The organism is Bradyrhizobium sp. Tv2a-2, assembly GCF_000472425.1.
Classification (GTDB): Bacteria; Pseudomonadota; Alphaproteobacteria; order Rhizobiales; family Xanthobacteraceae; genus Bradyrhizobium.
Genome location: NZ_AXAI01000023.1, coordinates 15,759 through 27,866 on the forward strand (window position 1 = coordinate 15,759; position 12,108 = coordinate 27,866).

The 12,108-nt window shown below is 62.2% G+C and carries 10 protein-coding genes and 1 pseudogene; 6 read left to right on the plus strand and 5 right to left on the minus strand.

Annotated elements, in window-relative coordinates; translation table 11 throughout:
* Window positions 1–20 precede the first annotated feature (20 nt).
* Both A3AI_RS0133680 and A3AI_RS0133685 read left to right on the plus strand, forming a co-directional pair.
* A pseudogene (locus A3AI_RS0133680) lies at window positions 21–1,679 on the plus strand (NAD-dependent malic enzyme); the annotation flags it as partial.
* 84 nt (window positions 1,680–1,763) lie between these two features.
* Window positions 1,764–2,312: an FUSC family protein gene (locus A3AI_RS0133685; protein WP_024519774.1), complete on the plus strand. Its 549-nt coding sequence runs from the start codon at window positions 1,764–1,766 to the stop codon at window positions 2,310–2,312.
* Window positions 2,313–2,382: 70 nt separating this feature from the next.
* Here A3AI_RS0133685 and A3AI_RS0133690 read toward each other — a convergent pair whose 3' ends face one another.
* The gene (locus A3AI_RS0133690; protein ID WP_036050547.1) at window positions 2,383–2,811 is read right to left on the minus strand and encodes a DUF4260 domain-containing protein; all 429 of its coding nucleotides are present in this window, start codon (window positions 2,809–2,811) and stop codon (window positions 2,383–2,385) included.
* 173 nt (window positions 2,812–2,984) lie between these two features.
* Here A3AI_RS0133690 and A3AI_RS0133695 point away from each other — a divergent pair, with 173 nt between their 5' ends.
* The 3 genes from A3AI_RS0133695 (at window position 2,985) to A3AI_RS0133705 (ending at window position 5,571) form a co-directional block, all read left to right on the plus strand.
* A complete protein-coding gene (locus tag A3AI_RS0133695) occupies window positions 2,985–4,517 on the plus strand; it encodes an acyl-CoA carboxylase subunit beta (protein ID WP_024519776.1) in 1,533 nt (510 codons plus the stop codon).
* An 86-nt stretch (window positions 4,518–4,603) separates the two neighbouring features.
* On the plus strand, window positions 4,604–4,951 hold the full coding sequence (locus A3AI_RS0133700; protein ID WP_024519777.1) for a hypothetical protein: 348 nt from the start codon (window positions 4,604–4,606) through the stop codon (window positions 4,949–4,951).
* 125 nt (window positions 4,952–5,076) lie between these two features.
* Window positions 5,077–5,571: a hypothetical protein gene (locus A3AI_RS0133705; protein WP_156928054.1), complete on the plus strand. Its 495-nt coding sequence runs from the start codon at window positions 5,077–5,079 to the stop codon at window positions 5,569–5,571.
* Between the two features lie 453 nt (window positions 5,572–6,024).
* On the opposite strand, the gene A3AI_RS0133715 is transcribed toward A3AI_RS0133705, so the two are convergent.
* On the minus strand, window positions 6,025–7,917 hold the full coding sequence (locus A3AI_RS0133715) for an AMP-binding protein (RefSeq protein ID WP_024519779.1): 1,893 nt from the start codon (window positions 7,915–7,917) through the stop codon (window positions 6,025–6,027).
* Window positions 7,918–8,187: 270 nt separating this feature from the next.
* Between A3AI_RS0133715 and A3AI_RS0133725 the strand changes: the two genes are divergently transcribed.
* Window positions 8,188–8,502, plus strand: coding sequence for a hypothetical protein (locus tag A3AI_RS0133725; protein WP_024519780.1), 315 nt, complete (start codon window positions 8,188–8,190; stop codon window positions 8,500–8,502).
* Window positions 8,503–8,526: 24 nt separating this feature from the next.
* Here A3AI_RS0133725 and A3AI_RS0133730 read toward each other — a convergent pair whose 3' ends face one another.
* The 3 genes from A3AI_RS0133730 to A3AI_RS0133740 form a co-directional block, all read right to left on the minus strand.
* On the minus strand, window positions 8,527–9,870 hold the full coding sequence (locus A3AI_RS0133730; RefSeq protein ID WP_024519781.1) for an NAD(P)/FAD-dependent oxidoreductase: 1,344 nt from the start codon (window positions 9,868–9,870) through the stop codon (window positions 8,527–8,529).
* 399 nt (window positions 9,871–10,269) lie between these two features.
* On the minus strand, window positions 10,270–11,277 hold the full coding sequence (locus A3AI_RS0133735) for an alpha/beta fold hydrolase (protein ID WP_024519782.1): 1,008 nt from the start codon (window positions 11,275–11,277) through the stop codon (window positions 10,270–10,272).
* Window positions 11,278–11,376: 99 nt separating this feature from the next.
* The gene (locus A3AI_RS0133740) at window positions 11,377–12,072 is read right to left on the minus strand and encodes an ArsR/SmtB family transcription factor (RefSeq protein WP_024519783.1); all 696 of its coding nucleotides are present in this window, start codon (window positions 12,070–12,072) and stop codon (window positions 11,377–11,379) included.
* Window positions 12,073–12,108 lie beyond the last annotated feature (36 nt).

Below are 12,108 nucleotides of genomic sequence, written 5' to 3' on the forward strand. Positions count from 1 at the left end.
GGTCAACTGCCAGAAAGGAGACTGAGATGACAATCAGCAAGCATGGAATCGATCGGCTCCGGGACCCCTCGCTCAACAAGTCGACGGCTTTCACCGAGGCGGAAAAGCAGGAGCTGGGAATCGTCGGCCTCGTGCCCGACATCACGGAGAAGCCGGATGTGCAGCTGCGGCGGGTGATGATGCAACTCGGCCACAAGACGACAGATCTTGACCGCTACATCTATCTCGTCAACCTGCTCGACCACGACGAAACTCTGTTCTATCGCACCATCATGTCCGATCCGGCCCGCTTCCTTCCGATCGTCTACGACCCTACGATCGGGGAGGCCTGCTTGAAGTTCGGCCACATCTACCGCCAGACACGCGGCATGTATGTGTCGATGACGCGTCGCGGCAGTGTGAAGGACATCCTGAGAAACTGGCCCCAGAGGGATGTGCGCTTCATTTGCGTCACTGACGGTGGCCGCATCCTGGGTCTCGGCGATCTCGGGGCCAACGGTGCCGGCATTCCGATTGGCAAGCTGCAACTCTACACCGCCTGTGCCGGAGTGCCGCCGCAGTACCTGCTGCCGATGTATCTTGATGCCGGCACCAACAACGAGCAGTACCTCCACGATCCCCTGTATTTGGGCATGCGCAAGACACGTCCGCCGACGCAGGAGCTTTATTCCTTCGTCGACGAGTTCGTCGACGCCGTCCAGGACGTCTTCCCGAAGTGCTGCATCCACTTCGAGGACTGGACCGGCGTAGACGCAGTCCACCTCCTCGAGCGCTACCGCGACAAGTACTGTGTCTACAATGACGACGTGCAGGGCACGGCGGGTATCACGCTTGCCGGCATGATCAATGCGGTGAAGCTCAAGGGAACCAAGCTCAGGCACGAGAAATACCTGTTCCTCGGCGCCGGTTCGGCCGCCATCGGTCTTGCCAATCTGCTGTGTTCTGCGCTGGTTCAGCAGGGCATGACGCCGAAAGACGCGCAGGCGCGAATCCATATGTTCGACGTCAACGGTCTGCTTGAGTCGACCCGCAGCGATCTCGTCGACTTCCAGAAACGCTATGCTCACAAGCACGCGCCAACGCGGGATTTCGCCGCCGCCATCGAGAGCATCAAGCCGACGACGATCATCGGCGTAAGCACTGTCGGCGGCGCGTTCACGCGGCAGGTCATCGAGGCCATGTCGCGCATCAACGAGCGTCCCGTTGTGCTCGCACTGTCAAACCCGACCGAGAAGGCCGAGTGCACGCCCGAGCAGGCCTATACCTGGTCGAAAGGCAAGGCGATCTATGCGGCCGGCGTGCAGTTTCCGCCGGTTCATCTCGACGGGCAGACATTCCTGCCGGGACAGGCCAACAACTTCTATATCTTCCCGGCCGTTGGAATGGCGATCTTTGCCACCCAGGCCTCGCGGGTCACTGACGAGATGTTCATCGAGGCCGCCGCCGGCGTGGCCGATCAGGTTGCGCCCGAACTGCTCAAGCAAGGACTGCTCTATCCGGTGCAGGCGAATATCCTGGAAACGGAAATCCAGACCGCAGCGCGAGTGGCAAAGCTGGTGTTCGACTCTGGCCTGGCCCGCGTGCCGCGCCCTGCAGACATGGTCGGGTTCATTCGGAGCCATGTCTACAAGCCCGAATACCGCGCAGTTGCGGCAGCAGAGGCCGCCCAAGCCGCGTAAGCAAGCCGCTTGCTGAGCACGGGTCCTCGCCCATGGGCGAGGACCTCGTCCGGCCAAGGGGCGTCTCCTGCAGGGGTGACTTCCATGAAGAAGCTTACACTCTGGGACGTGATTTACGCGTTCGACCTGTCAGTCGCCTGCGTGATCTCCTACGTCCTGGTAACCGAGTTGCTCGGCGGGTTCATCGACCCGGCGGACACCCTGTTGGGAGGGATGTGGGCCGCGGTCGCGACGTTGTTCGTTTTCCGTGAGACCCGCGAGGGAAGTGTCTCGGCGGGAGTATCGCGGCTGATCGCAACCAGCGTGAGCTTCGCACTCTGTTTCATCTACATCGCACTGTTTCCCGTCAATGCGGCCGGCCTCGGTGTCGTGATCGGAATCGGCACCATCGTCATGATGATGCTGGGGCGGCACGACGATATCGTCACCACCGGGATTACGACCACCGTTGTCCTGGTGGTCGCCGCGCTCGATCCCAGGCACGCCTTGGAGCAGCCCGCCCTGCGTCTGCTTGATACGGTCGTGGGAGTGGCCGTTGGCGTGCTGTTCAAATGGGCCGCGTCTTACGCCGTAGCCCTGGCCGGGCTTGCCCCGGTTTCCAGTGAGTCGGCGGGGCCAGCAGAAAACGGGTGAGTGCTGGTCTGCTCCAGCCGCAGCTGCTCGACCGGCACCACCGCGATTGTCACGTCGATGGTAGACGCCCTCAAGTCTGGTCCTTGGGTCGGCCAATGCGCCCGAGATGGGTGAAGCCGAACCCGGCCTGGTATTTCAGGCCATAGCCCAGCGCGCGGTCAATTCCAATATGGGCCAACCAGATCATGGCAATGGAGAGCACCAGCGGCTCGCCGATGGCAAATCCGCTCGTCAGCAGCGCCACCGGCGCCATATAGGAATGGGCGGCGTTATATACGACGGCGCCGGTCCTGGGGTCGGAGAGGTAGGCGATGAAGCTCAAATCGGGAACGAGAAACAGCACCGCAAACACCCACCACGAGCCGCCCCAGACTGCGTAAAGCAGCACCATGCCCGCAAACAGCGTGAGGCCCTCCAGCCGGAGCAGGACCTTGACCCCGCCGGTGACGCTACCTGCCGGGGCCGAGGTGACGCCAGCTTGGGTGATCGTTTCGCTCATGGTTGTCGCTCCCGTCTTCAGGCGATTCGTGCGGCGATTCTGGGCCCGCCTTTTAACGCGCCGAGGTAACGAGCCAAGGGCCGTTCGGAGCCGGATTTGCGGCTTTTGGTTTGTGAAATGACCGTGTTAGAACCCCCCGCGACGACCTCTATTCTTGGACGGGCGAAAGGCCAATGAAGGACATTCTTGACACCCTTGAAGAACGGCGCGCCGGCGCAAAACTCGGCGGCGGCGAGAAGCGCATCGAGGCGCAGCACGCCCGTGGCAAGCTGACCGCGCGGGAGCGCATCGAGCTTCTGCTCGACAAGGGCAGTTTCGAGGAGTTCGACATGTTCGTCGAACACCGCTCGACGGAATTCGGCATGGAAAAGACCAAGGTGCCCGGCGACGGCGTGGTCACCGGCTGGGGCACCGTCAACGGCCGCAAGACCTTCGTGTTCGCCAAGGATTTCACCGTGTTCGGCGGTTCGCTGTCGGAGACTCATGCGCTGAAGATCACAAAACTTCAGGACATGGCAATGAAGGCGCGCGCCCCGATCATCGGGCTTTATGACGCAGGCGGCGCGCGCATCCAGGAGGGCGTCGCGGCGCTCGCCGGCTATTCCTATGTGTTCCGCCGCAACGTCGTGGCCTCCGGCGTGATCCCGCAGATCTCCGTCATCATGGGCCCCTGCGCCGGTGGCGACGTCTATTCGCCCGCGATGACCGATTTCATCTTCATGGTGAAGAACACGAGCTACATGTTCGTCACGGGCCCTGACGTCGTGAAGACCGTTACCAACGAGGTGGTCACGGCCGAAGAGCTCGGCGGCGCCTCGGTGCATGCGACGCGCTCATCGATTGCCGACGGCGCCTTCGAGAACGATGTCGAAACGCTGTTGCAGATGCGCCGGCTGATCGACTTCCTGCCGGCGAACAACAGCGACGGCGTGCCGGAATGGCCGAGCTTCGACGACATCGAGCGGGTCGACATGTCGCTCGACACACTGATCCCCGACAATCCGAACAAGCCCTACGACATGAAGGAATTGATCCTCAAGGTCGTGGACGAGGGCGACTTCTTCGAGATCTCGGAGGCCTTTGCCAAGAACATCGTCACCGGCTTCGGCCGCATCGCCGGCCGCACCGTCGGCTTTGTCGCAAACCAGCCGATGGTGCTGGCGGGCGTGCTGGACTCCGACGCCTCGCGGAAAGCCGCGCGCTTTGTCCGTTTCTGTGATGCTTTCAACATCCCGATCGTCACCTTTGTCGACGTGCCGGGCTTTTTGCCGGGCACGAGCCAAGAATATGGCGGCCTGATCAAGCACGGCGCGAAGCTCCTGTTCGCCTATTCGCAATGCACGGTGCCGCTGGTGACCGTGATCACGCGCAAGGCCTATGGCGGCGCCTTCGACGTCATGGCGTCTAAAGAAATTGGCGCCGACATGAACTATGCCTGGCCGACCGCGCAGATCGCGGTGATGGGCGCCAAGGGCGCGGTCGAGATCATATTCCGCGCCGACCTGGCCGACCCCGACAAGATCGCCGCCCGCACCAAGGAATATGAGGACCGCTTCCTGTCGCCGTTCATTGCGGCTGAGCGCGGCTATATCGACGACGTCATCATGCCGCACTCGACAAGGCGGCGTATCGCGCGCGCGCTCGCCATGTTGCGCGACAAGCACGTCGAAATTCCCGTGAAGAAGCACGATAATCTGCCGTTGTGAGGCGTGGGGCGGATTAGCGCAGCGTAATCCGCCTTGTTCGTCCCGAGCGCGTATGGCGGTAGATTACGCTGACGCCAGTGAGCCCAATGACCGATGACGCTCCGAGCGACGAGATTGCAGAGATCGAGGCGCGGATCGAGGAGCTGGCCGAGATCGCCGAGCGCTGCCGGAAGTTCATTCTGGCTTCCAAAATTGCCATCGGTGGCGGGGCTGTGTTGCTCCTGATCACGGTGCTCGGTCTATTCGGGATAGGTCAAGCCGCGGCGCTCGGATCGATCGCTTTGGTGCTCGGCGGAATCGTCTCGCTTGGTTCGAATGTCAGCACATTGCGCCAGACCGAGAGCGCCATCGGTGCCGCGGAGGCGCGCCGCTCGGAGTTGATCGGCAGAATCGATCTTCGCCTGGTGGCTGATGCGCCGATGAAGCTGGTGTGACGTGCCGCCTCACCCGGCGGGGGCGTTCGGCCGACGGCGGTTGCCCAACAGTGCAACTTTGCGCTTCCCCGCCGCCAGCGAATCAGCTTGCCTCAGTCCCATCCTGATTGGACTGGGGGCAGGCCATGACACGGATGTTTGCTGACAGGACGCCGGTCTTCCGCTGTTTTGGAAGACCGTTTGGTGGGGTAGGCGTATTCATTTCAGTTTTGATGCTGGCCGCGGCATGGCTCACACCGGCGCATGCCATCCAGATCCCGTCCGATAACGAGCAGGATGTCCTGGTCCGGACGGCGCTGATGACGTTCAATGACGCCAACATGACCGGCAACTATGCCGTTTTGCTGGCCAAGGCGTCACGGCAATTTCAGACGCAGATCACGGCTGACAAGCTCGCGTCAGCATTCGAGCCGTTCCGGGCCAACGAGCTGTTCTTCGAAAGCGTCGTCGACGCACACCGTGACGCCTCGGAAAAGCCGATGATCGATTCCGAAGGAGCGCTGGTGCTCGTCGGCGTGTTCAAGACCGACGACATGCAGGTGAAGTACCGGCTGCGTTTCGTCCAGAACGGCAAGATGTGGAAGCTGCTCGGCATCAATGTCGACGCCAGGAAACTCTAGCCGCGTTCTCACAATCGGTGGTTTGAGGCGGACCAAGGCCATGTCCGCTGTAGCCAGGTGTGCGCGACGGCGCAACATGTCGGGATGGAGCAAAAAAAGCGAAATTAACTAACCCTGCCAGCATGTGCCGTCCTGGACGGAACGCTCGCGATTGTGAACGAGGATACTGCAACTTGAGTGATACAGTGATGGAATGAGGCTACGACACATCCCAACCGACGTCGTTATCAGCGTTTCGTTTGTCGCTGCGTTCTTACTCTCCTTTTTTCCTTCCGCGTGGCTGTTCGCGCCCGATCTATTGCTGGCTTTGAAGAAGCTGAGGCGCGCTGACGCCGAAGAGAACTCCTGCGGGTGATAAACGGGTTTAACCCTGACGACCGACATGTGAATTTGATCGAGACAGGCCAATTCCAGAACTCGCGCGCCGTTCCTCGGACGAGAACATCGTCAGCTTCATTGCAGTACGATCACGTCGTCGCCGGGAAGATCGGCATAAAGCCGTTCCACCAGCGCGGCGCGACGCTCGAGGCCGGCGCGCTGGTTGATGTAGCCCTTATCGGTGAGTTCGTTGCCGTCAATCGAGGCCGGTTCGACCATCAGCATCGCACGTGCGATCCGCAGGCTGCTGGCGCCGTGACTGGAAGCGTTATGCGCTTCCAGTCCGCGCTTCAGGCAAGCGGTCACTGCCGGATGCTTGACGACCTCTTCATAACTCGCGTCGGGCTTACCTATTATCTGGCGGCAGGCGTGGAGATTGGGCCAGGCCAGCAGCCCGATGAAGGGACGATCCTGCCCGGCCACCAGCGCGTCCTGCACGACTGGTGTCGCCGCGGCGATTGCATCGGTGCGCAATGAACCGACATGGACGAAGGTTCCAGTTGTGAGCTTGAAATCCTCCACCACGCGGCCGGCGAAGATCAGCCCGTGCGACGGATCTTCGGGATCGACGAACACACCGGCATCGCCAATGCAATAGAATCCCTCCTCGTCGAACGCCGCCCCTGTCAGATCGGGCTGGCCAAGATAGCCGGGCGTGACGTTGACGCCGCGCAGACGCAGTTCATATTTCGATCCGCAGGGCACCATTTTCAGTTCGACGCCTGGCAGCGGCAGGCCGATCAGGCCGACGCGCTCGGTGTCCCAATAGGTGCCGGTTGAGCCCGGCGCGGTCTCGGTCGAGCCCCAGGCGGTGTAAAAAACGATGCGCTCGCCGGTCGTGCGCACCGCGAGCGCTTGCATGCGGTCGTAAAGATCATCCGGCAGCCGCGCGCCGGCATAGGTCATCACGGTGAGATTCTTGAAGAAGCTGCGGCAGACTGCGTCGTCCTTCTCCATCTCCGCCGCCAGTACGGCATAGGCCGCTGGCACGTTAATGTAATTGGTCGGCGAGATCTCGCGTAAATTACGTATCGTCTCGTCGAACTGGCCCGGCATCGGCCGGCCGTCGTCGATATAGAGCGTGCCGCCGTCGATTAGCACCTGATTGAATATTGCGTTGCCGCCCATGGTGTGGTTCCACGGCATCCAGTCGAGCACGGTCGGGAGCGGGCGGTTCGGATCACGCGGCCCCCCCTGCATCAGCATCGCCGCATTGGCGCACATCATCTCCTGCGTGTTGATGACGGCCTTTGGCATGCCGGTCGAGCCCGAGGTAAACAACAGCTTGCCGATCGTCTTCGGCGTGATCTTTGCGATCGAGTCCTCGACGTCTTTTGTGACCGGCGTCGCGGCGAGATCGACAAAGCTGACGCTCTTGATACCGTCGCAGGGCCGCGCAACGTGCACGACCGTGACGCGAGTGAGATCTATCGCCCTGAGCGCCTTCTCGAAGCTCGGTCCGTCCTGCACCATCAACACGGCCGGCTTGATCAGCTCGAACAGGTATCTGAGCTTGAGATGATCGTGGCTCATCAGCGAATAGGCCGGCGAAAGCGGCGCTGCTGGAAACCGTGCCTGCATCGCGGCCTGCGTCATCAGCGCATGCTCGATCGAATTGCCGGAGAGGATCGCGACTGAACGGCCTTCTTCGATCCCGAGATTGAGCAGGCCTTGCGTCAGTGCATCGACAGTGCGCTTGGCTTCGCCATAGGAGACCCGGCACCACTGCCGGTCGGCGCCGACACGCTGCGCCAGCCAGGTACGCTCTGGCGCCTCGTTCGCCCACTTAGCGAGCAAGGCCGGGACGTGCGTCTCGTAGGACTGCAGCGGAATGCGCGACTTCAAGACGATCACACCGTCGGACCGCCGCTCGACCGCAATGTCGCGCTCCAGCCATTCGATTTTACGAAAGGGCGGCTTTCTCGGCACCGCGGCCACCACCGTGCGCCGACCGGAGGGATTGCTCATGCTGCCAGGCTCCGCAAGTTTCGAGACGAGCAGATCAGCATGCGCAGATTGCGCTTGAGCTTCGGTCGAGGAGAATGGCGTTACATTGGTAATACACGGACTGCACGCACCAGAACCGACGCTAGTCGCTACAATACCCCTAGTAGCTGATGGACGCACAAATGCGTGGCTCGGTTGCCCGTGGCGTGTCCCCGGCAGAAGACGATATTCGTCTTGCGCAACCGATCCTGCGGCCTATCCTCCGCCACAAACATAAGCCGGAGGAAATCCATGCCCGCAGCCTTTTTCGTGGTCCGTGCAACCGTCCCCGATGCAGCGAAACGCGCCGCCTTCGACAAATGGTACGAGAACGAACATCTGCCGGATGCCGTCAAGTCGTTCGGCGTGACAAAAGCCTGGCGCTTCTGGAGCCTGACCGATCCGTCCTTGCATCAGGCAACTTATCAATTCAACGATGAAGCATCGCTCGAGCGCGCGATGAAAGGCGAGGATCTCAAGCGCCTCGTTGCCGATTTCAACCGCGACTGGCCCGAGATCAAGCGCACGCGCGAGACGTTCGTGCTGGCGCAGGAGTTTGGTGCTTAGCGGGGGCACGCGCCTCGCCGTCACTCACATCTCGGCCATCACCGCCTCGACCTTGCTGACGATGTCAGGCGCGCGCAGTGCGCTGTGGGGCTTGAGGAGGTGGCTCACCTCGGCGAGCGTGCGGTGCACGGCCGCGTCCTGGGCCGCGACCTTCTGCAGCGCGGCGGAAAACTGCATGCGCTGCTGGAAATCGCGCGGGCATGGTCCGCGCGTCTTGCCGTAGATGAAATCATTCTCGGCGACTGACCATGGTGCAGCGAGCACGCCCTGGATCGCCTCGAAATAGGCCGGTGCGAGCGCATCGAGGCCTTCAGCGTTCTTCGCCCGCGCTTCCAGCAAGTGCTTAAGGACCCGCGCCTCCTGCGCGGCCACTGTCATGCCCTGTCCGTAGGCCGGATTGAAACGGCAGATCGCGTCGCCGATCGGAATGAGCCGTTGCGGAAAGCGTCGCAGCGCCTCGAAGCGCCGTCGCACGCTGGCGGGCAGATTGAAGCGATGGATTGCGCCGACAGCTTCGGCGTTCTTGATCGCGTCATGAATGGTCGGCGTGCGTAAACCTCCGGCGAAGGCGATGAACTCGTCAAGCTGATCGGACGGGGCCTCGCCGTGCACGCCGTTGAGGCCGACATGCCAGCAACGATCTTCAATCGGAAATATGAATCCGCCGCGGCCGCTGCTGGCACTCGGCCGGTGGAACACGGCGCGCCAGTTGCGGGGCGCATGCCGCGGAATCCGGAACGTCGCAGTGGCGTACGCTAGATCGACGCCGATCTCGGTTTCCTCGGGACGCGCCAGGTTCAAGCGGTCGAGCAGTTCCAGAGTGAGGGTGCCACGCGATGAGGCGTCGATCACGAGATCGGCGGCAAGTTCGACGCTGTCGCCGCTGGCAACGTCGTAGCGAACCCCAGTTACCACGGTGCTACCAGGTGATGCGAGCAGGCGGGTGACGCGACAGCCGGTCTGAAACGCGATGTTGGGCTCCTGCTCGACAAATCGCCGCACAACCAATTCGATCAGGGGGCGCGTCATCGACAGCGAGTCGATTCCAAGATCGCGCTGTGGAAATGGATCGAACCCGGGTGCCTCGACCAGAGTTTCGGAACCGACGCGGACCCTGATGGCGCCGGCTTTTTCGAGCGCGGCTTCGAAGGAGGGAAAGAACTCGCTCAACGTATCGAGGCCGCCACGCAGCAGCACATGAAGCTGCCGGCAATGCGGCGTACCGATGCGTGGATCGGCGGTCGCAGGCAGCACATCGCGCTCCAGCACGGTGACCTTGTCAAAATAAGGAGAAAGTGCCTTGGCGGCGGCGAGGCCGCCCATGCCGGCGCCGATGATGATGGCGTGTCGTCCAAATGAATTAAGCATCGCAATTCCCTGCTGAAACGGTCGCAACCGGAGACAATCAAGAACGGGACTATCAAGAACGCGAAACGATCAAGAGGTGGCAGGCGGCGGCACAATAAGTGCGCGGGCCGAAAAAGTCTGCATCATGCGGCAGGCGCAATCAATGACCGCAAACATGGCACTCGGCCGCCGCTCCGGCAAGCGCGGAATTTGCGGCAAAGGCCTTCTGATTTGCCCGCCGGGCTTGCGTGGGCCGATTTCGCGTTGTCTCGATGCGCCCGACGAGCATTGTCACGCGACAGATTGCGTGCGCCAAAAATTGAATTTCGCCTTGCGGTTCAAGCCGATTTGGGTTGTCCAGTGCCGCGCGCAAAGATTTTATAATTTCGGAGTGTTTTTGATCAAGTCAACCGGCCCGAGTTATTTTGCGAGGAAGTCGAGCACGAGCTGGTCATACTTCTCCGGTGCTTCCAGGAAAACGAGGTGTCCGGTGTTCGGGATCACCTCGGCGCGCGCATTTTGCATTTTGGCGGCGAAGGCCTGGGCGAGCTCGGCGTTGTGGCCCATCTTGGAGCGCAACGCTTCAGGCGCGTTCGGCCGGCCCGGCGCGTTGTGGTCGTCGGCGCCCATGATGAACAGCGTCGACTCGGTGATGAGCGGAATCTCGTGCGCTACCGGCTCGCGATAGATCATCTGGTAGGAGGCGACGAAGGACCGCAGCCAGCGCGGATAATCGGCGCTGCCCTTGATGTTGAAGCGTGCGTCGATGAACGGCGTCACCTGGTCGGGCGGCAGGTGAATCGCATAATTGGTCTCAAGCTGCTTGCGGTAGCCCTCCGCGGTGAGCTTGTCCTCGGTGTCGATGATCTTCTCCGTGGGCGCCGGTGGCACGTAGAGCCGGTAATCCTCCAGACCGATCGGCGCGGTCAGCACGAGATGATTGACGCGGTCGGGATAAGCGCGGGCAATGCGCACCGCGAGCATGCCGCCCATGGAGTGTGCGACGACATCGGCCTTGGCGATCTGTAGATGATCGAGCAGCGCGATGGTGTTGCGCGCCAGGTTGTCGAAGTGCAGGTCGCCTTGCTGCTTGGAGGATTTGCCGAAGCCGATCTGGTCCGGCACCACGACGCGATAGCCGGCGCCGCCCAGGACCTTGATGACCGGCGCCCAGTAGCTCGCCGGAAAATTGCGGCCGTGCAACAGCACGACGGTGCGGCCGTTCGGCTGCGCGGGCTGCACGTCCATATAGGCCATGCGCAGCTCCTCGCCGTCATTGATGACCGGCAGGAAGCTCACGGGATAAGGATAGGGGAAGCCTTCCAGCGCGATGCCATAGGGCTCGCGGGGCGCATCGGCGGCGAAGCTCGACGTGAAGGGAGCGAGGAGGACGGCGGCGAAGATGGAGGCAATGACGGTGTGGCGCATGCAACAATGAGCTCGGCGGGTTCGGTACCGCCCGGCTTAAACGCGCGGGCCGCCGGGTCAAGCCCGGCTGCGACGCGCAGCGCGCCTCACACGCGATTGTTATTCGCCGCCTCCGAACAGCGCCGCAAAGCGCTTCTCGCCAGTTCGCGAAAAATTGACCACGCGGCTGCCCGGAGCGGGATCGCGCGCCGCCCACTTCAAGTCGGCAAAGCGGGTCATCAGGGCCGCACCGAGCGTGCCCGCCAGGTGATGCCGCCGCTCGCTCCAGTCGAGGCAGGCCTTGCACACGGGCCGGCGCGGATGGGCGAGCATGTCGGGCGAGATCTGCAGGTTCCTTTCCAGGAAACGTTCGCCCTCGGCGGTCAGCTCGATCTCCTGCTTCTTCTGCCGCACCAGTCTTTGCGTCTTCATGCTTTCCAGCATCTGCACGCCAAGATCACCGGCCAGGTGATCGTAGCAGACGCGGGCGCGGCGCAGCGCGGGATCCTTCGGCCCCGTGCGCACGCGCATGTGGCCGGCGCGCGCCGCAAGACCAGCGAGGCCTTCGAGGACACCGGCGACATCGGGATCGGTGAGGCGGTAATAGCGGTGGCGGCCCTGTTTTTCCAGCTCGACCAGCCCGCCGGCATCGAGCTTGGCAAGATGCGAGCTTGCGGTCTGCGGCGTGATGCCGGCCTCCTGCGCGAGCTCGCTCGCGGTGAGCGCGCGGCCGTCCATCAAAGCGGTCAGCATGTTCGCGCGAGCGGGGTCGCCGACCAGCGAAGCGACCATGGCGATATCGGGTCCTGCTTTCATGCTTCGATGATAACCGAAGCATTGGCGACGGGCAAG

What these genes read in the sequence shown, in the direction of transcription:
- A3AI_RS0133685 (WP_024519774.1), top strand. Translation starts at nt 1,764, where the DNA reads ATGAAGAAGCTTACACTCTGGGACGTGATTTACGCGTTCGACCTGTCA.
- A3AI_RS0133690 (WP_036050547.1), bottom strand. Translation starts at nt 2,811, where the DNA reads ATGAGCGAAACGATCACCCAAGCTGGCGTCACCTCGGCCCCGGCAGGT.
- A3AI_RS0133695 (WP_024519776.1), top strand. Translation starts at nt 2,985, where the DNA reads ATGAAGGACATTCTTGACACCCTTGAAGAACGGCGCGCCGGCGCAAAA.
- A3AI_RS0133700 (WP_024519777.1), top strand. Translation starts at nt 4,604, where the DNA reads ATGACCGATGACGCTCCGAGCGACGAGATTGCAGAGATCGAGGCGCGG.
- A3AI_RS0133705 (WP_156928054.1), top strand. Translation starts at nt 5,077, where the DNA reads ATGACACGGATGTTTGCTGACAGGACGCCGGTCTTCCGCTGTTTTGGA.
- A3AI_RS0133715 (WP_024519779.1), bottom strand. Translation starts at nt 7,917, where the DNA reads ATGAGCAATCCCTCCGGTCGGCGCACGGTGGTGGCCGCGGTGCCGAGA.
- A3AI_RS0133725 (WP_024519780.1), top strand. Translation starts at nt 8,188, where the DNA reads ATGCCCGCAGCCTTTTTCGTGGTCCGTGCAACCGTCCCCGATGCAGCG.
- A3AI_RS0133730 (WP_024519781.1), bottom strand. Translation starts at nt 9,870, where the DNA reads ATGCTTAATTCATTTGGACGACACGCCATCATCATCGGCGCCGGCATG.
- A3AI_RS0133735 (WP_024519782.1), bottom strand. Translation starts at nt 11,277, where the DNA reads ATGCGCCACACCGTCATTGCCTCCATCTTCGCCGCCGTCCTCCTCGCT.
- A3AI_RS0133740 (WP_024519783.1), bottom strand. Translation starts at nt 12,072, where the DNA reads ATGAAAGCAGGACCCGATATCGCCATGGTCGCTTCGCTGGTCGGCGAC.